The following is a 20,574-nucleotide window of genomic DNA, read 5'->3' as shown; positions in this document are numbered from 1 at the left end:
TATCAATTGGCTACAATTTAGTGACCAATTATATCCTGAAGCACATCAAAAGGAACATCAGCCACAACCTCAGCACTACCAATCGACGTCGGTAATACTAAGCGTAGCTGACCTGACAATACTTTTTTATCACGCATCATGTGCTTAATAAAATCGTCAAAAAACATTGTATCAGGGGCAACAACGGGCAAATTTGCTCGTTGATGTAATGTAATAATCCGCATTACATCAGCATCACTGATTAATCCCTGCTTTGCGGCAGTATGTGCTGCGAGAATTGTACCTACTGACACCGCTTCGCCATGTAGCCAATTTCCGTAGCCCATTTCTGCTTCAATAGCATGGCCAAATGTATGACCAAGATTAAGTAATGCTCTTACTCCTGATTCTTTTTCATCGGCAGCAACAACATCGGCTTTAATTTGACAGCAACGGCTAATGGCGTAACACAACGCCTCGTTATCCAGTGCATGTAATCGCTCAATATTGTTTTCTAACCAAACAAAAAAATCATGATCGGCAATAATGCCGTATTTGATAACCTCAGCCAATCCTGCTGCTAACTCTCGTTGCGGCAAGGTATGCAAACAATGATTATCAATAATCACTGCTTTAGGTTGGTAAAAGGCACCAATCATGTTTTTACCCAGGCGATGATTAACCGCAGTTTTTCCACCGACAGATGAATCAACTTGTGCTAACAACGTGGTTGGCACCTGAATAAAATCAACCCCTCGTTGATAACTCGCAGCAGCAAAGCCGACGATATCACCAATTACGCCGCCACCTAAAGCAACTAAAATCACATCACGACCATAATTACCTTCCAGTAAAAATGTCATGATCTGATTAAACGTATCAAGGGTTTTGTATTGTTCACCATCAGGCAGAGAAAGTAATGCCACTTGGCACGATAATGATCTGATGGTTGCTATTACCTGATCCGCATATAACGGGGCAACAGTGTCATTACTGACCACAACTACTTGCTTGCCTGCAGATATCGCAGATGCAAACAACGCCGAGTTGTCGAACAACTCGGCGCCAATTGAAATAGGGTAGCTTCTGTCATCTAAATTGACATTGATCCGTTCCATGGTCAGCTTCTCTTTTTAATTAATTAACGCTCTTCCAACATCTTGATGATTTGGTTAGCAACTACTTTCGCACTCTGATCATCAGTACGAACAACGTAGTCAGCAACCTCTTCATACAATGGGTTACGCTCTGCTGCTAGTTCTTCAAGTACTTCACGAGGTGTGTCAGTTTGAAGTAACGGGCGTTTTTTATCACGTTGAGTACGAGCTAATTGTTTTTCAATAGTCGTCTCTAGATAAACAACGATGCCACGAGCAGAAAGGCGATTACGGTTCTCTTTATTAATAACAGAGCCGCCACCCGTTGCGAGAACAATACCTTGTTCTTGTGTTAGGTCATCAATTACAGCTTCTTCGCGAACGCGGAAACCGTCTTCACCTTCAACATCAAACACCCAACTAATATCAGCGCCAGTACGTTCTTCAATTACAGTATCTGAATCAAAGAATTCCATATGCAGCTGCTGTGCAAGGTGTCTACCAATAGTGCTTTTGCCGGCACCCATAGGGCCAACCAAGAAAATATTTCGTTTTTCAGCCATTTTTAGCAATTTACGCGCGGTTAATAAAACGACACCACCCGCAGGCTCTATGTAATATAAGCCCGAGGCGCCAAGTTCCTCACATATAATTCGTGATAAGACAGAAAATTATCTCAGGACTGACTACTATTTTGCAATAGCTAGTCGACATCAATCGATATTTTATTAAGCCTGTCTTACCCACAGAGGTTGCCATAATGGCTTACCCGAGGTCAGAGGTCAATCGTATTAAGCTCGTAAATATCCTAATAATTGCCGAATAACATGCACAACACCCATTCAAAGGGCTAAGGTAACCAATAGAAATCAAACAACTTTTAGCAATACTCACCTTGCTGAGGCTTTGTTTAGAAGCGTTATCAGCAAGATGATTTGTCAGTGAAAAATTATTGCATCACAATCTTTGGCGTGACAAAAATCAATAATTCACGTTTTCCAAGTTCTTCCATCTTGTGCCTAAATAATGCACCAAGTACTGGAATATCGCCAAGAACAGGGACTTTACGAACCGTGTTGTTAACTTGATTTTGGTAAATACCGCCTAATACAACCGTCTCACCATTGTTGACTAACACTTGTGTTCCAATCCGTTGCGTTTTGATTGCAACCGCCGTACCAACCCCCGTTGGCACTTCTTCGCCTTTACTGTCTTGAGTCACTTCAAGATCAAGTACCAGTTTATTATCCGGTGTAATTTGAGGGGTTACCATCAAACTCAATACCGCCTTTTTAAAATCAACCGATACTGCACCACTTGATGATGCTTCGAGGTACGGTATTTCGGTACCTTGCTCGATATAAGCCGCTTTTTTGTTAGTAGTCATTAAGCGCGGACTAGAAATAATCTCAGCTTTACGTTCTGATTGTAATGCTGATAATTCCAAGTCGAGTAAAATATCACCCAACTTTGCCACCTGAAATGCAATACTTGCCGCCCCTGCTTGACCTGCACCTAAGTTAACATTAAGAAAATCATCAACAGTAGTGTCATCAAGTAAACCAGAGCTACCAAGATTGCCCTCTATCGAGCCCCCGATAGTGGTATCGCCATCAATACTTGACACACCCCACCGAACACCAAGCTCATCAATATTACCTTCATCAATGGTAACGATACGCGCTTCAATTTGTACTTGTTTAACGGGAATATCAAGGGCACCAACAATATCTTTAATACTGGCGATATTCTCTGGTGTATCTTTAATTATCAAGGCATTAGTTCGTTCATCAACATGTAAAGAGCCACGCTCTGATAGCATTCCCACACCATCACTTGAACCACTTAATAACGCAGAAATATCCGTTGCTTTAGCATAGTTCACTTGAATCAACTCAGAGCGTAAACTCGCTAATTCTTGTTGCTTGCGGGCGGTTTCCATCACTTGATGTTCATTCGCGGCTAATTCAGCTTTAGGGGCAACAAGGAGCACAGAACCACGGACACGCTTATCTAACCCTTTTGCTTGTAGAATAATATCAAGCACTTGCGGCCATGGCACATTATCTAATCGAAGAGTAACGTTACCACTAACGGTATCGGCAACCACCAAGTTAAAATCATTATAATCCGCAATTAACTGTAAGACATTGCGCACAGGAATATCTTGAAAGTTAATTGAAATAGGTTTGCCTTTGTAAGACACGTTACCTTTACTTGCCGTTGAGGTCGCTTTAGGCTGCACCCGTTTAATTAACGTAACTTCAAGATTGTTACCTCGAATGCGATAATCATAATCGTAGCTACCTGTCATATTGAACACAAACCGTGCTCCACGAGCCACGTTACTGGTATCAATGCTATTGACGACCGTAGCAAAATCAATCACATCTAAAGTGTGTATTTGCTCATTAGTTAATTGAGTATCAAATATATCTAGCTGTAATTGCTTACCTTGACGGCGAATATCAACCAAGGATTGTGGCTGTTTTAACTTTACCGTTAATACGCCTCGACCTTTACCATCACGGTGAAATTCAATATTTTGAACTTGATTCGTGATGCCGCTAGCTGGCGCTGCTGTAACGCTAGTCACAGTCAGTAACCCCCAGCACATTAACCATACACTGACGAAAATCTGGCGGCTAAGCCCCCATGTATTCCCTTTCATAACTCATCCTTGATTAATGCTGAACTAAAGCCAGCTTTGCAGGCCGTGTTAGCCAACAACCTTTGCCATCGGGTAATGTTTCTTCAATTTCAATGAGTTCATCACTCACTTTGATTACTTTGCCGCGGTTAAGCCCCACAAATTGTCCAGGCTTAATTTTCACTAGTTCACCTTTTGGGGTATAAATTAGTCCCCATAACTGACGTTGGTGACCAATTGCCCCTTTCATTGCAAGTTGCTCTAATGGGAACGCTTCTAACGGGGTTGGTTTATGATCAGTTAACGGTTGCCAACAACTACTATCCCCTTGCTTGGTTAATAATAATTCAGGTCTTGGCCGTAAAAACGGTACTCGTTTACTGGTCATCACAAACGATTCAGCAACAAAAATATAAGGAGCTGCTAATGGTTTTACTTTTGCCTTCGCATTAGTGTGTGTTTTAGCAATAAACTGCTCAATCGAATCAGTGTTAGCTTGGCACCCCATTAATCCGAGTCCTAACGGTAACAGCCATAATAGTGTTCTCATAGCATCCTCATTATTGTGGGGTTTTAAAGCGATAGGTCGTAGCAGAAACTGTTAACGACAGTAATTCATCAAAACCTTGATTATCCACTCGCCCCAACTCAACATTACGTAAGTTAACAATTCGCGGTAGCTGAGCTATTGCTTCTGCAAACTGACCAATCTGTTGATAAGAACCTGTGAGCTGCATATTAAGTGGAAGCTCATAATAAAGATCATGCTCAATACGAGAGGCCCATTTAATTGATTGAAAAATCAATCCATTTTTGACCCCGATATCATTAATACTTGCCAATAAGCTCGCGAGTTCTTGCTCTTCTGGCAATTGTTCAATAACTTCTTGATAACGACGATTAAGCTCTGCAACTTGTTCTTTAACGCGCGGCAAAGCGGCCACTTGGGCTGCACGGCTCACTAACTGAGACCGTAAGGTTATTTCTTGTTGTTTTTGTTGCTCTAAAGCCTCGGTCAGTGGCGTTAACCAATACCAATAGCCAAAAGCAGAGAGCAACAGAGTTAGCATTAACGCAACTAAGCCTTGCGGTAATAAAGGCCACTCCGTGATTTCATCTAACTCTAATTCACGCCAATCAATCATTGTTTTTCTCCACTATTGCAGTAGGAAAGGTCGCCTTTAATGGATTGTTCTTAATAACTGGCGCGACTAAATCAAAAGATGCATTAAATTGTGACTTTTGCTGTTTATCTGCACTCTTGGTAGTAACTAACGAATGCATTTCAATATTTTCAAACCACGGGGATTGTTCCGCTTTACCTAATAAAGCAGCAAGGTGACCATTAGTATCACCAAAACCATCAACTTTTACCCGTTGCGAAGCTAAGTTGACCCCATCAAGATACACTCCAGCTGGCACCACCTCCGGTAATTGATTCAGCAATTGTGTAACGCGATTACGTGATAATTGAATATCAGCAATCACCTTTAATCGCAGCTCAATAGCATCTCGCTGTTTATCTAGCTGTGGTAAAAAAGCCAATCGCTGCTCTAAGCTGTTTAGTTCTTGTTGCAGCTGATCATTACGGCTTTGTTGTTGCAACTGTTGGCTTTCAATATATTCACCAATCGCACCATTACCTATAAAAGCCAGCGCAACACTTGCCATCAATAATCCGATAAAACGCTGCTTGTGTTGTTTACGCCGCTGCTCACGCCACGGCAATAGATTGAGTTTATCGATCATGCTAGCCCCCGCAATGCTAAGCCTGTTGCAACGGCATATTGACTCGACATCAAGTGGGGTAATTCAACTTTTTTAGCACAACTAAAATGCTGAAATGGGCTCACCCACATTACATCTAACCCAATCAAACGTTGTAATAAAGATTCAGAAACTAAACTTTGCCCCCCACCACATAACCATAAGCCTTTAATGCCACTACGCGGATGGGTTGAGTTATACAGTTGAATTTGACGTTTTAGCTGTTCAGCTAATTGCTTGGTAAATTGTTCAGCATGATTACTGCCAAGTTCAATTGTTGTTTCTTGATTGTCAAACAAACCAGTACCAAATCGAATTTCACGATGATAAGCCGCACTGCCCTGGGGTTTCATGCAAAACTCAGTGTGACGTTTACCTACATCAACCACACCCCATTGGTTATAATGACTTCCCATTTCAGCAAGGTATTCCGCTAACCACAATAAAGCATGGGTTTGTAGCTCCATTACTTTGGGCTTAAAACCAAGCTTTAATAATGAGTTTAAGCGGTTATCTATAGTCTCTCGGCGTGAAGCAAACACTTGAAATGGTGTTGTCGACGCAGAATCACTAAAACGATCGCTAATAAGAGGAAAATAATCAAACCATAGCTCTTCTACTGGAAACGGCGAAGCCGCGCCCAATGCTTGCATTATGGCGAACTCAGCCTCTTCTTCACTGAGGCTTGTGTCTAATTGAACAACTTTGCTGATCACAGCACTATCGGGTAAGGCTAAGGTAACGGCTTTGGCTTGCCATGGTAATTGCTTTTTAATTTGACGCATTGCTGACAACAGCTCAGCATTATTCACGCTATGCTGATCGTTTATGACAGTTTTAGTCAATTCAACTTCAACAAACGCAGCTAACTCAAACTGCTCTTTTTTTTGTTGTAGCACCACAGCTTTTATACTGTGATTACCAATATCTACCCCAACACTTAGTGGGTTCCGAAACATCCGTGTTATGCTCCCATGTGGCGAAAAAACAAACTATTTCGAATAAACACCATCAACGGCATTAATTAATTTTTTGTTATCTTTATACTTGAAGGTAAAAGATAATAGATAATGACCGCCAGAACGATGGCGTAACGGGAAATCTCAAGTGAAGTTCATAAAGCGATTACTAATACTTGCAATAATTTGCATCACTCTTGGAGTGGGTACAATTTTTGGTTTTTATTTATACCTAAAACCAGACCTTCCAGATGTTGCTAAATTAAAAAATATAGAACTGCAAACCCCATTAAGGGTGTACAGTGCTGATGGTGAACTGATCTCACAATTTGGTGAGAAACGTCGTATACCACTCACACTGAAACAAATGCCACCACTGCTAGTCGATGGTTTTATTGCGACCGAAGACAGTCGTTTTTATGAGCATCACGGTGTCGATCCTATTGGTATCGCTCGCGCCGCTTTTGTGATGCTAACCTCTGGCCATGCTCGTCAAGGCGCAAGTACAATCACACAACAACTTGCACGTAACTTTTTCTTATCCAATAAAAAAACCTTCTCTCGTAAAATTCGAGAAGCATTTATTGCGATTCATATCGAACAAATTTTAACGAAAGATCAAATTCTTGACCTTTATCTCAATAAAATTTATCTCGGTTACCGTGCTTATGGTGTGGGTGCTGCTGCACAGGTCTACTTTGGTAAAAGTGTTGATGAGCTAACATTAAGTGAAATGGCTGTTATTGCTGGCTTACCTAAAGCGCCATCAACCATGAACCCAATTTACTCCATCGATCGCGCGACAACTCGTCGTAATGTGGTTCTTGATCGTATGTTTAAAGAAGGTTACATCACCCAAGCACAAATGGATCAAGCCCGTTCAGAGCCGATTGTTTCCCATTACCATCGCGCTGAAATTCAATTGTATGCACCTTATGTTGCAGAACGTGCTCGCGCATGGATGGTTAACCGTTATGGTGAAGATGCCTATACCAAAGGTATGGACGTTTACACCACCATTAACGCCAAGCTACAGCATGCTGCTCAGCAATCTGCGGTTGATAACCTGTTAAACTATGATGAACGTCATGGTTACCGTGGTGCAACAGCGGTGATATGGAAACCAGGCCAAACGCCACTGAATGCCAATCAAATTGTTGAAAAGCTAAGTAGCCAACCTACCTATGGTGAATTAATTCCAGCGGTCGTTACTCAGGTGAAGCAACAAACAGCCACGGTGGTGACCAAACAAGGCCAAACGGTAACCTTAGGTTGGAATGGTATGAAATGGGCGCGTAAGTTCCAAACTAGTAGCGCTCAAGGACCAGCACCAACAACTGCAGCTCAAATCTTAACTGCAGGTCAACAAATCTGGGTTCAAAATAAAGCTACTACCGTTGCTGCAACAGCAGACACTGCCGCAGTAACAACTGACCACTGGGTGTTAAGCCAAGTGCCAGGTGCTAATACCTCGTTTGTTGCTATGTCACCAAACAATGGTGCAATACTGGCTATGGTCGGTGGGTTTAACTACACCCAAAGTAAATTTAACCGTGCGACACAGTCAATTCGTCAGGTTGGTTCAGGCATCAAGCCCTTTATTTACTCGGCAGCAATTGAAAAGGGACTAACACTTGCGACCCTAATCAATGATGCGCCGATCACTAAGTGGGATAAATGGCAAGGCACAGCATGGCGACCAAAGAATGCTGATGGCCGTTATGGTGGCCCTACCCGTGCCCGTATTGGTCTAGCACGTTCTATCAACGTAATGGCAATTCGTGTATTACGTATGGCTGGATTAGATTTTACGATTAACTACCTCACACGCTTTGGCTTTAAACGTGCCGATCTTCCTCGCGCAGAACCATTAGCGTTAGGTGCTGGTAGTTTAACGCCACTAGAATTAGCCCAAGGTTATTCAGTGTTTGCTAACGGTGGTTATGCAGTTAAACCATTCCTTATCAATAAAGTTGATAATAGTAATGGTGAGTTGATCTACAGTGCGAATCCTAAAATTGTTTGTAACGATGTTTGTCAAAACGAAAATCCACAAGCAAAAATGCAAGTAGCACTCGCAACTGCCGCTCAAAATGCACCTATTCACAAAGCGCCATCATCTGCTGTTGAAAAACCAACATTGGCACAACTAGAACAAGTGATCACACCCCCAGAGGTACGCTATGCGCCTGAAGTGATCAGTGAGCAAAATGCATTTCTTGTTCGTCAAATGTTGACCAGTAATATTTGGGGTGAACCCGGCCATCCGTATGGTACAGGCTTTAGAGCTCGCGTATTAGATCGACATGATATTGGTGGTAAAACAGGTACAACAAATGACTCGAAAGATGCATGGTATACCGGTTTTGGGCCTAACATTGTTGCAACCACTTGGGTTGGTTTTGATGATCACCGTCATGCACTTGGTCGTACTAGCTATAATAAAAACCTCGGTAAAAACCAGGTGGCCGGTGGTGAATACGGCGGTAATGCAGCTCAACCAGCATGGATTAATTTTATGCGTACTGCATTGAAAAACACGCCAGAACAACCACTACAGGTTCCTGCTGATATCGTTAAAGTACGAATTGACCGTGCAACGGGTAAACTGTCTGATCGAGATGGTTCAAGCTCAATGTTTGAATACTTCATCAAGGGTACAGAGCCAACACAATCAGTTCGCCAAGTGACTTCTGAGCAAAAGTTTGATACTGAGACAGCAGAAGAGTTATTCTAATTACGGTTTTAGCCGCAATCAAAAAGAGCGCCGATTGGCGCTCTTTTTTTGCTCAAATATCATGTTTGATAATGAGTATTAACTATTGTTGTTTCTTATTGCTGCACATGCTTTTCAAAAATATCAGGCATTTTAGCCTTTATCACTGCAGCCAATTTTTCATAACGTGATTTTAATGGCGAGCCAGGACGATAAGCTAATGTGATTAAACGCGTTGGCTGCGGGTGCTCAGCTTCGATATAACAGACCCCATCACGACAATGTTCTTTTGGCGTCGCTAACTGAGGTAATAAAGTAATACCACTGCCTGCCGCGACCATATTGCGTAATGTTTCAAGGCTAGTCGCTTTAAAACGACCATCATCACGTGCACCAGCAGCAAAACAAAAACCTAATGCTTGATTACGTAAACAGTGACCATCTTCCAACATCAGTAAGGTTTCACCATGTAGGCGTGACATATCAATTTCTTTTTCTTGTGCCCACTGGTGCGTTTCAGGCACCGCAAGCATCATCGGCTCATCATAGAGTGGCAACTCAATAAACGGCTCACTCTCTTTGACCGATGCTAAAATCATGCAATCAAGTTTACCCTCTTCAAGTTGTTGCACTAGTTGATGTGTTTGTGCTTCATGTAAAAACAACTCTAACTCAGGAAAGGCTTCTTTAAGCGTTGGAATAATTTGCGGTAATAAATATGGACCAACCGTTGGAATAAAGCCAATATGTAGCGGGCCAGCCATGCTTTCACCTTGTAAACTAGCTAGTTCGGTCAATATTTTGACCTCAAGCAACACTTTTTGAGCTTGGGCGACTAAACTCAATCCCGCATCGGTAAAAAGTACGCGACGACTGGTTCGTTCTAACAACGACACCCCAAGTTCATCTTCTAGTTTACGAATTTGACCACTTAGGGTTGGCTGACTGACGTAACATGCTTCAGCTGCTTTACGAAAATGCTTATGTTCAGATAGGGCGACAAGGTACTCAAGATCTCGAATATTCATTAGCTAAGGTTACCAATAGGAATCAACTATCAAAACCATAGCAGTAAACGATTAGAACTATCAAGAGTAAAATCGCATAATTTCTTCATCAATATGGAGAACATATTAACGAAGCTCCGATTGCATTAAATTTATTTATATTTTTTTAAGGAATCACATTATGTTCGTATCTAAAGAAGGTCAGCTAATACCTCAAGTTACTTTCCACACTCGCAAGGGTGATCAATGGGTAGACGTAACAACTAATGAGTTATTTGCTAATAAAACAGTGGTTGTATTTAGCCTACCAGGCGCATTTACACCTACATGTTCTTCTAGCCACCTACCTCGCTACAACGAGCTAGCATCAGTATTTGCTGATAATGGTGTTGACGACATTCTATGTGTGTCAGTTAACGATACGTTCGTAATGAATGCATGGAAAGCAGATCAAGAAGCAGCAAACATCACTTTTATTCCTGATGGTAACGGTGAGTTCACTAACGGCATGGGCATGTTAGTTGAAAAAGACGATCTAGGTTTTGGTGCGCGTTCATGGCGTTACAGCATGCTGGTTAAAAACGGCATAGTTGAAAAAATGTTCGTTGAAAACGAAGAACCAGGCGACCCGTTCAAAGTATCTGATGCAGATACAATGTTAAATTACATTGCACCTGAGCAAAAACTACAAGAATCAATCACCGTATTCTCAAAGCCTGGTTGTCCTTTCTGTGTTAAAGCAAAACAGAATCTAATCGATAAAGGCCTACAGTATGAAGAAATCATTCTAGGAAAAGATGCAACGACGGTTTCTCTACGTGCAATTACTGGCCGTAGTACTGTTCCTCAAGTCTTCATCGGTGGTAAACACATTGGTGGTAGCGAAGAACTCGAAATTTTCTTAGGCTAAGCAATAGTCATTAGCTACAAAAAAGCCCTTACTTTATAATAAAGTGAGGGCTTTTTGATATTAATCCATCGCTAATATTGAGCTAAGCAACATTCACCGTTGGAATATGCTGAGCTTGATCAAGCCAGACCTCTAGAGCGACCTCATCACACGCATGTTGACGTGGGCAACGATCACAGTCTTTCATTACTTTCTCTGGTAATAAGGCTTTTGAGGTTGGCGTAAAACCACGTTTCATAAAGAATTCAGGCACTCGAGTTAACACAAATACTTTTTTAATCGCCATTTGAGTGGCTTTATCAAGCAAATGTTCAACAATCGCTTTTCCTTGGCCCTGCTGTTGCCAGCCCGCTTCAACCCCTAAAGATCGTATTTCGGCCAATCCAGAATCATAAACATACAATGATGCGCACCCAGTGACTACACCATGGTTTTCAGCTACAGCAAACGAGCCAATATCACGCACTAACTCATTACGATTACGCGGTAAATTCTCACCTAGCCCCGCCCAATACACCACCATGCCTTCAATAGCATCAAGATCGGTAAGTCGCGCGCCTCGTACTTTAACATTAGGTGAATAACGCTTATCAAGCCGCTTTTCTACTTGACCAATAGCATAGTCAACTTGATTTGGTGCAACGCCACCTAAAGCACACCGTTTATCTAAACATGATTCAATGGTTAAAATAGGATAAACATCATTTTCAATCACCGACGAAAATTGTTTCATCTCCTCAAGTGAGAGTTCTTCTAACGCACAACCTTTGGCAATTGCGGCCACCACCGCGACGCCGACAATATGGTGTGCTTCTCGAAAAGGAATCCCTTTTGCTACTAAATAATCGGCTAATTCAGTCGCATTTGAATAGCCTTGCATCGCCGCTTCTAAAGTACGATCTTGATTAATCTTGATCCCTTCAAAACATAAAGCAGCCATTTCCATACAATCATGCCAGCTATCTAACGCATCAAATAGCCCTTCTTTGTCTTCTTGCATGTCTTTGTTATAAGCCAGTGGTAATGCCTTAACGGTCATCATCATCGCCGCCATCGCACCATACACTCGGCCACACTTGCCACGAATAAGCTCAAGGGCATCAGGATTTTTCTTTTGTGGCATCAATGATGAGCCCGAGGTCACCGTATCATCAAGCTCTATGAAGTTAGATTCGCCAGAATTATAGAAAATCAGATCTTCAGCCATGCGAGATAAATGCAGCATTGAAATTGATGCGGTAGATAATAATTCCATCACATGATCGCGATCAGACACTGAATCAAGGCTATTACGGGTTGCACGTTGAAAGCCAAGGTTATGCGCTAACACTTCACGATCTATCGGATACGCCGTTCCCGCAAGAGCCCCAGATCCTAATGGGCAAGTATCAAATCGCGTCATAGCATCATTCAACCGTGAATGATCGCGCTCTAGCATTTCCACATACGCTAAACACCAATGAGCAAAGGTGACAGGCTGCGCCCGCTGCAAATGAGTATAACCAGGCAACACTGTTGTTTGATGCTGACGCGCAACGGTCACTAACTGCTGCTGTAATTTATCCAGCATCAACAATAATTGCTGACCTTGCTGACGACACCATAGCTTAAGATCTGTCGCCACCTGATCGTTTCGTGAACGACCGGTGTGAAGTTTCTTCCCCAGATCCCCTACTTTTGCAATCAACTGCTGTTCAACCCAACTGTGAATATCTTCAGCATCAGCAGCAAGAATTTGTTCAGGATCTTCCATTACCGCTAATTTAAGCTCATTTAGAGCCAATTCAAGCTGCTGTTGCTCAATTTCAGTAAGCACATTCACTTGGCGTAGGGCTTTTGACCAAGCTATTGAACCGACAATATCTTGCTCTGCGAGTCGATAGTCAAAACGCAACGAATCATTAAATTGTTTAAATCTGATGTCAGCTGCCTGACTAAACCGCCCACCCCATAATGCCATGCTAAATCTCCTGTTACTGTCTAAGCGAAGTCATATTGAGAAGCTTACGTTGCAATAAATAGCGTCATCATTACAGCGTAAGCAACAATATTAATTGGTTATTTATTTCTGACTATTAAGCGCACGAATACGGCTTGCCAAAGAATACAAACGAATAAAACCGCCAGCATGGCTATGATCATAAACATCATCTTCACCAAACGTAGCAAACTCTTCCGAGTACAAACTATTAAGTGAACGCTTTTGAATAACGGTTGCTTGGCCTTTGTATAGTTGAATCACAACTTCACCCGTTACATCTTGTGCCAACGTATCAGCCGCAGCTAACAATGATTGACACAATGGCGTAAACCAGCGGCCGTCATAAATAAGGTGCGATGCTTTAAGACCAATGGTTTGACGGAACTCAAATGACTCTTTATCTAGCACTAATTGCTCAACAGCACGCAATGCTTCCATCATAATGGTGCCACCAGGGGTTTCATAGCAACCACGAGATTTGATTCCTACGAGACGGTTCTCAACAATATCAATCCGTCCAATTCCGTGCTCTGCACCTTTGCTGTTGAGGTAATTAAGCGCGTTATAGGGCGTCATCGGTTCACCATCAACCGCAACCACTTCACCTTTTTCAACTAAAACAGACACAGTTTCAGCGACATCTGGCGCCTGTTGTGGATCTTTAGTCCACACCCAACATAGCTCATTAGGTGCATTCCACGTATTTTCAAGTACACCGCCTTCAGTGGATACGTGCCATGCATTAGCATCACGTGAATAAATTTTCTCTAACGTTGCAGTACAAGGAATATTACGCTCAGCCAAATAATCAAGCAGTGCTTCACGGCTACGTAGATTCCACTCACGCCATGGTGCAATCACGGTAAGTTGTGGCGCAAGAGCGGCAAATGCCCCTTCAAAACGCACTTGATCATTCCCTTTACCTGTACAGCCATGACATAACGCATCCGCGCCAACCTCTAATGCACACTCCACTTGCGCCTTTGCAATAATTGGACGCGCCATTGAGGTTCCTAGTAAATATTTACCTTCGTATGTCGCTCCGGTTTTAAGTGATGGATAAATATAATTTTTTACCATCTCTTCTTTTAAATCAGCGATATAACATGCTGATGCACCAGAGGCGAGTGCTTTAGCTTCAATGCCAACCAGTTCTTCTTCACCTTGGCCGACATCGGCCACAAAAGCGACAACTTCACAGTCATAGTTTTCTTTTAACCATGGAATAATGGCTGAAGTATCTAAACCACCGGAATAGGCCAATACCACTTTATTAATTTTGCTCATCTGCTGCTCTCCTTTTCAGCCTTATCGCGGTCATCCCGTTCAGGCACTATTTTCAAAAATATTTATTCGTCTTAATACATCAATTAACGTTCATCAATGCCGTTTAATTACTCATCGATGGCAACGTAAATCGAGTCCCAATACTCTCACCCGCTAATAAGGCATTGAGCTTGTCGGGATAACGCCAACTGGCCACTTCAATCGAGCGCCCTAAGGCTTTAGCTGCTGTAAATGCTGCACGTACTTTCACAATCATGCCATCGGTGATCACCGCTTGAGCAATTAACGCTTCTGCCTCTGCTTCAGTGAGTTGCTTAATTAAATTACCTTTACCATCAAGCACTCCCGTTACATCAGACAATAACACCAGCTCTCCACCAACAGCGGCAGCAACGGCAACAGCGGCTTGATCAGCATTGACATTCATCATTTCACCTTGCGCATCTAGTCCAATAGAGCTAATGATTGGAACAAAACCTAATTGCATAATTTGACGCACTAAAGCACCGTTATTAGGCTCAGCATGCCCCACAGCACCTAACTCTGGATCTAATTGACTAACTGTACACAAACCGCCATCAGCTAAACTTAATCCTACGGCTGCCACGCCAGCTTTAACTGCTTGCCCTTGCAGCATTTTATTAGCAGTGCCAGCTAACGCACCGGTAATCAAGCCAATTTGATCACTAGGAGTAACTCGTAACCCTTGCTTTTTAACTGTCGGCAATTGCAATTTTTTCATCAGTTCATCAACAAGATAGCCGCCGCCATGAACAAATAATATTGAGCGTTGTGAACGTGATTGATAAGCATTGATGGTTGAAAATAATCGCTCTAAGGTGACATTACATTCCAATGCAGCACCACCGAGTTTGATCACTAAAGGAACTTGATTCATTGTATTACTCCTACACCAATGCTGTTAATTGAGGAAATCCATTTCGAATATTTATGCACTGAACTGCTTGTGAAGAAGCCCCTTTCAATAAATTATCAATCGCGGCAGTTAAAATAATATGCTCGCCTTGAACCTGCCAACCGATATCACAAAAGCAACTACCGACAACATCATCCAATTTAGCCGTGTTATTGTTAAGCAACCGTACTGCATGTTGATCTGCTGTATTTAGATAAGCAGACTCCATTGCTACCCTCACATCTTCAGCAGTTACGCCAGACGCTAGCTTCGCGGTAATAGAGGCTAAAATTCCACGTTTAAAATTACCGAGATGCGGGGTGAAAATAACGTCACAATTAAGATGATGAGCAATTTCAGGTTGGTGACGATGAGTAAACAAACCATAAGCCTGTAAGCTCACCTCGCAAAAACTATTGGTTATGGTGGCTTTACGCCCAGCCCCAGAAACACCACTGACAGCATTAATCACCGGCCATTGATGAGTATCAAGCAGCCCAGCAACCAGCAGTGGTTTTAACGCTAATTGTGATGCAGTGGGATAACAACCGGGAACAGCAATCAACTGCGCTTGACGAATTTGATCATGATTCCATTCCGCTAATCCATAAACAGCACTATCTAGCAATGCGTCATATTGGTGCTCAAAACCATAATATTGATCATAGAAACCATCCGCTTTCACTCTAAATGCACCAGATAGGTCAAATACCTGGCACCCCATATTAAGAAAGTCAGCAGTAATATCATGGCTCACTTCATGAGCTGTTGCTAACAACACAATATCTATGTCTACTGCCGCTGTTTTAATGTCTGTCAGCGGCTGCAACGGTAAATCAACCACACCAAGTAATTGACCATGCAGCGCACTTAATGGTTTTCCGACATCAAAACTGGTGGCGGAAACATATAAGCCGCGAAGCGTTAACTGCGGATGACGACTCACTATTTTTACCAGTTCTGCGCCGGTATAGCCACTGGCGCCAACAATAACCGTGTTTAACATTGCTAATTCCATATCGTAATAGTGTTCTTGAGCCGTCATCAAATAATTGGAGCTATGGCATAAGTAGAGATAATTGTCATAACGGCTAACGGAGGTGTGCTGTAAACAGCATAGAAAAGGCACGTAAAAGCACCTAAGGCAAAAGACTTAGCGTCGTCGAAGGGAGATAAAGGCAGATGTATAGATTTGGTTCATGATAATAACTTCCTGCATTGAACAATAAACCCTGAGCGTTCCGTTGCTCGAGGATAAATAAACAGCCAACACTATTTATTCATAAATTTGAATTAATATGTTTACTGGTTAAATTACATACTGTCAATAGCGTAACGATAAAAAAATATATTTTATTAGCTTTTCATTAACTTTTACAACATTAAACCATAACAGAACCCATTCTTTAAGTGGCGATTTTTTGCTTTATCTTGTTAATAATGAACAATAAATGTGGGCTAACACAGGCAAGAATGAAACAAAATTACAAAATTCAATCAAGATTATGACCAAAATCAATATCGATAGTTTTTATTGGCGATAAATACAATCTCTGTTGACCTGTTACTAACTTCACGGCTAGATTGTGGGGTAAAGGTTAAATTGGATGTAACAAAATTACGAGATGGATACGATATGAACGAGAAATACAGTGCGTTAACAAGTAATGTCAGTATGCTTGGCCATTTGCTGGGTAATACGATCAAAACAGCTTGCGGTGATGAACTCTTAGAAAAAGTTGAAACGATTCGCAAACTTTCTAAATCAGCAGGCACAGGTAATCAAGATGACCGCGAGAAACTGATTGCTGAATTACAAAACCTACCAGATGATCAATTACTTCCTGTAGCTCGAGCTTTTAGTCAATTCCTTAATCTCACCAATATTGCCGAGCAATACCATACGGTTTCACGCCAACGTGAAACAACATTGTGTAGCCCAGATGCGCTCGATGAGTTGTTTACTAAATTAGTCCAGCATGATGTTAACCCTGCAGATTCTTTAGTAGCAATTAATGAATTAAATATTGATTTGGTTCTTACCGCTCACCCAACTGAGATTGCACGTCGTACCATGATCCATAAATTGGTACAGATTAATAAATGTTTATCACAATTAGAATTAAGCGAACTATCAACCGCAGAACGCGCGCGAGTTGAACAACGCTTAGAACAACTGATTGCTCAAGCATGGTATTCCGATGTTATTCGCCAACAACGTCCAACCCCAATTGATGAAGCAAAATGGGGTTATGCCGTGGTTGAAAATTCATTATGGCAAGCAGTACCAGAATTTGTACGCTTGTTTGATGAAAAGCTACAGCAACATTTAGATAAAAAATTACCATTAGATGCCGCGCCAGTAACATTCTCATCATGGATGGGCGGCGATCGCGATGGTAACCCATTTGTTACCTCAAATGTTACCCATGAAGTTTTACGTCTTTCTCGTTGGAAAGCCGCCGAACTTTACCTTGGCGATGTTCAAGAATTGATCAATGAATTATCAATGATTCAATGTAATAATGAAGTGCGTGAACTTGCAGGTGAAGAGCATGAACCTTACCGTGCAATTTTAAAACAATTGCGTACCAAGCTGATTGTTACGCGTGACAGCTTAGAAGCACAAATCAATGGTAACGCCCCCCTTTCTAAGCACATTATTAATGATGTTGCTGAGCTATGGGATCCATTGTATGCGTGTTACCAGTCATTACATCAATGTGGTATGGCTATTATTGCTGACGGTTTATTACTTGACTCATTACGTCGTATCAAATGTTTTGGTGTCCATCTGGTTAAACTGGATATTCGTCAAGAAAGCACACGTCATGAAAATGTTATTTCAGAGTTAACTCGTCACCTTGGTTTAGGTGATTACAGTCAGTGGTGTGAGCAAGATAAGATCGCATTCTTGGTCCGTGAGTTATCATCTAAGCGTCCATTGCTTCCACGTAATTGGGAACCATCAGCAGACGTTAAAGAAGTACTTGAAACCTGTAAAGCGATTGCAGAACAACCACGTGAAGCATTGGGTGCCTATGTTATTTCAATGGCACGTACAGCCTCTGATGTATTAGCCGTTCACTTATTGCTACAAGAAGCAGGTTGTCCATTCCGAATGGATGTGTGTCCATTATTTGAAACACTTGAAGACTTAAATAACGGTGCTGATGTTATTGAGCAACTGCTTAACATTGACTGGTACCGTGGCTTTATTCAAAACCACCAAATGGTGATGATTGGTTACTCTGATTCCGCCAAAGATGCCGGTGTTATGTCTGCTGGTTGGGCACAATACAGTGCAATGGAGAAACTGGTCGATGTCTGTGAAAAAGCAGAAGTTGAAATTACCCTATTCCATGGTCGTGGCGGTAGTATTGGCCGTGGCGGTGCTCCTGCACATGCCGCTTTATTATCTCAACCACCACGCAGCCTAAAAGGCGGTTTACGCGTAACAGAACAAGGTGAGATGATTCGCTTTAAGCTTGGCTTACCTGAAGTTGCAATCAATAGCCTCAGCCTTTATGCAAGTGCGACGTTAGAAGCAAACTTACTTCCACCACCGGCACCGAAACAAGAATGGCGCCATATTATGGACCAGCTTTCTCATGTTTCATGTGAGTCGTACCGCAACGTAGTCCGTAATACGCCGGAGTTTATTCCTTATTTCCGTGCCGCAACGCCAGAATCTGAATTGGGTAAGTTACCATTAGGTTCTCGTCCTGCAAAACGTAACCCTAATGGTGGTGTTGAAAGTTTACGTGCAATTCCATGGATTTTTGCTTGGAGCCAAAACCGTCTCTTATTACCCGCATGGTTAGGTGCAGGTGAAGCAATTCAACACTCAATTAATAATGGTGATACGGCACAACTAGAAGAAATGTGCCGCGAATGGCCATTCTTCTCGACTCGTCTAGGTATGCTTGAAATGGTGTACAGCAAAACCAGCCTTGGCATTACAGAATACTATGATCAACGTTTAACCGATGAAGCTTTATGGCCACTTGGTAAACAATTACGCTCACAGTTAGTACAAGATATTAAAGCAGTATTAACCGTTGAAAATAATGACCATTTGATGCAGCAAGACCCATGGGGTGCTGAGTCTATTCGTCTACGTAATATTTATGTTGAGCCACTTAATATGCTTCAGGCCGAATTACTTTACCGTACTCGCCAACAAAGCGAATTACCAAAAGAGCTTGAAGAAGCATTAATGGTCACTATTGCGGGTATTGCAACCGGTATGCGTAATACAGGCTAACCCTCGATAAATAACCATAAGGCTATCTTCGGATAGCCTTTTTTTTTAATCGTTATTTACAATGTTGTTAAAATATACTGTTAATTCTCAACTATGATACAGCATTGTATTGCTTATAAAGACTAAGATAGAAAAGTATCAATATGAGAAAAGATGAATATATTTCAATCAAATTATTATTTTTTTAGCGCTAAATTAGTTTAGTGACAGTTCACAAGATAATAAATTGAAACGCCTCAGTAACAGATAATTGAACTAGAAGTATCGATATTGAGTCAATTAATGATATTCTATGCGACCGCAATTAGGCAGTGCAATAGCACGATTATAAATTAAAAACGTCATTTGAAGCGTTACATAATCTAAGCCCTATTGTGTTTTTTATTTTATATATTTAACGGATAGAAGAGATGTCACTACCACATGTAATTTTAACGGTGCTTAGCACTCGCGAAGCGACTGGTTACGATATAACCAAAGAATTTTCACACAGTATCGGTTATTTTTGGAAAGCGAGCCACCAGCAGGTGTATCGTGAACTCAATAAAATGGCGACTAACGATCAAGTAACTTGCCGTCTTGAACCGCAAGATGGTAAACCTGATCGTAAGGTATATTCTATTACCGATCTTGGTCGCAAGGCATTATTTGAGTGGTTCCAAGAACCTGCACGTAATCCAACTACCCGCGATGAATTTTCTGCAAAACTGCTGATTTGTGGTGTTCACAATTCATTACCAATGCAGCAGCAACTTGAAGCTTTAATTGATGAATCACACATTTTAATGGGTCATTATCAAGAACTAGAGCAAATTCATTTTAGCGATTACAAAAACATGGATCGTCAACAACGTCTCGACCGTTTAACCTTGCGCCGCGGCCTTCACAACCGCCAAGCATGGATATTATGGGCAGAAGAAGTACTAGCTGAACTGAAAGATATGGACAGTGAAAATAGCGCAGTTGCTATTAACTAAGTCAGTATCAAAAATAAAGCCGCAGTTCAGTTTGAACTGTGGCTTTTTATTGCAACTTATC

16 protein-coding genes are annotated in these 20,574 nt (G+C 41.8%); 4 read left to right on the top strand and 12 right to left on the bottom strand.

What is annotated here, in order from left to right; translation table 11 throughout:
- Nucleotides 1-17 precede the first annotated feature (17 nt).
- From aroB to pilM, 7 genes are all read right to left on the bottom strand, one after another.
- Nucleotides 18-1,097 carry a 3-dehydroquinate synthase gene (gene aroB / locus VXS03_RS11615; RefSeq protein ID WP_327763881.1) on the bottom strand — a complete coding sequence of 360 codons (1,080 nt, stop codon included), beginning with the start codon at nt 1,095-1,097 and terminating at the stop codon, nt 18-20.
- A 23-nt stretch (nt 1,098-1,120) separates the two neighbouring features.
- On the bottom strand, nt 1,121-1,639 hold the full coding sequence (aroK, locus tag VXS03_RS11610) for a shikimate kinase AroK (protein ID WP_045035958.1): 519 nt from the start codon (nt 1,637-1,639) through the stop codon (nt 1,121-1,123).
- Between the two features lie 386 nt (nt 1,640-2,025).
- Nucleotides 2,026-3,747, bottom strand: a complete 1,722-nt coding sequence (locus tag VXS03_RS11605) for a type IV pilus secretin PilQ (RefSeq protein ID WP_327763880.1) — start codon at nt 3,745-3,747, stop codon at nt 2,026-2,028.
- A 13-nt stretch (nt 3,748-3,760) separates the two neighbouring features.
- Entirely contained in the window at nt 3,761-4,276 is a 516-nt protein-coding gene (locus VXS03_RS11600; protein ID WP_327763879.1) for a pilus assembly protein PilP, read from the bottom strand.
- A 10-nt stretch (nt 4,277-4,286) separates the two neighbouring features.
- Nucleotides 4,287-4,871, bottom strand: coding sequence for a type 4a pilus biogenesis protein PilO (locus VXS03_RS11595; protein WP_327763877.1), 585 nt, complete (start codon nt 4,869-4,871; stop codon nt 4,287-4,289).
- Entirely contained in the window at nt 4,864-5,475 is a 612-nt protein-coding gene (locus VXS03_RS11590) for a PilN domain-containing protein (RefSeq protein ID WP_327763876.1), read from the bottom strand. Before VXS03_RS11590 ends, VXS03_RS11595 begins: the two co-directional genes overlap by 8 nt.
- Nucleotides 5,472-6,452 carry a type IV pilus biogenesis protein PilM gene (pilM, locus tag VXS03_RS11585; RefSeq protein WP_327763875.1) on the bottom strand — a complete coding sequence of 327 codons (981 nt, stop codon included), beginning with the start codon at nt 6,450-6,452 and terminating at the stop codon, nt 5,472-5,474. The genes VXS03_RS11590 and pilM overlap by 4 nt, the downstream gene beginning before the upstream one ends.
- Nucleotides 6,453-6,600: 148 nt before the next feature.
- Between pilM and VXS03_RS11580 the strand changes: the two genes are divergently transcribed.
- A complete protein-coding gene (locus tag VXS03_RS11580; RefSeq protein WP_327763874.1) occupies nt 6,601-9,189 on the top strand; it encodes a penicillin-binding protein 1A in 2,589 nt (862 codons plus the stop codon).
- 95 nt (nt 9,190-9,284) lie between these two features.
- Here VXS03_RS11580 and oxyR read toward each other — a convergent pair whose 3' ends face one another.
- Nucleotides 9,285-10,196 (bottom strand): DNA-binding transcriptional regulator OxyR, encoded by a 912-nt coding sequence (gene oxyR, locus VXS03_RS11575; protein WP_080158755.1) that lies wholly within the window; start codon nt 10,194-10,196, stop codon nt 9,285-9,287.
- A gap of 160 nt (nt 10,197-10,356) precedes the next feature.
- Here oxyR and VXS03_RS11570 point away from each other — a divergent pair, with 160 nt between their 5' ends.
- Nucleotides 10,357-11,085, top strand: coding sequence for a glutathione peroxidase (locus VXS03_RS11570; protein WP_327763873.1), 729 nt, complete (start codon nt 10,357-10,359; stop codon nt 11,083-11,085).
- A gap of 82 nt (nt 11,086-11,167) precedes the next feature.
- Here the strand turns inward: VXS03_RS11570 and argH are convergent, their stop codons facing one another.
- From argH to argC, 4 genes are all read right to left on the bottom strand, one after another.
- Nucleotides 11,168-13,045, bottom strand: coding sequence for an argininosuccinate lyase (gene argH, locus VXS03_RS11565; protein ID WP_327763872.1), 1,878 nt, complete (start codon nt 13,043-13,045; stop codon nt 11,168-11,170).
- Between the two features lie 102 nt (nt 13,046-13,147).
- Entirely contained in the window at nt 13,148-14,353 is a 1,206-nt protein-coding gene (locus VXS03_RS11560; RefSeq protein WP_327763871.1) for an argininosuccinate synthase, read from the bottom strand.
- 103 nt (nt 14,354-14,456) lie between these two features.
- The gene (gene argB, locus VXS03_RS11555) at nt 14,457-15,251 is read right to left on the bottom strand and encodes an acetylglutamate kinase (protein ID WP_327763870.1); all 795 of its coding nucleotides are present in this window, start codon (nt 15,249-15,251) and stop codon (nt 14,457-14,459) included.
- A 10-nt stretch (nt 15,252-15,261) separates the two neighbouring features.
- Entirely contained in the window at nt 15,262-16,275 is a 1,014-nt protein-coding gene (gene argC, locus VXS03_RS11550) for an N-acetyl-gamma-glutamyl-phosphate reductase (RefSeq protein WP_327763868.1), read from the bottom strand.
- 630 nt (nt 16,276-16,905) lie between these two features.
- Between argC and ppc the strand changes: the two genes are divergently transcribed.
- Together ppc and VXS03_RS11540 are read left to right on the top strand one after the other, a co-directional pair.
- On the top strand, nt 16,906-19,536 hold the full coding sequence (gene ppc, locus VXS03_RS11545; RefSeq protein WP_327763867.1) for a phosphoenolpyruvate carboxylase: 2,631 nt from the start codon (nt 16,906-16,908) through the stop codon (nt 19,534-19,536).
- 410 nt (nt 19,537-19,946) lie between these two features.
- Nucleotides 19,947-20,513, top strand: a complete 567-nt coding sequence (locus VXS03_RS11540) for a PadR family transcriptional regulator (RefSeq protein WP_327763866.1) — start codon at nt 19,947-19,949, stop codon at nt 20,511-20,513.
- The last annotated feature ends 61 nt before the right edge of the window (nt 20,514-20,574 follow it).

This window comes from Photobacterium sp. S4TG1 (genome assembly GCF_036040035.1).
In the GTDB taxonomy this organism is placed as follows: domain Bacteria; phylum Pseudomonadota; class Gammaproteobacteria; order Enterobacterales; family Vibrionaceae; genus Photobacterium.
The sequence above is the reverse complement of the archived record's forward strand: the minus strand, read 5'-3'. Positions and strand labels throughout refer to the sequence as shown.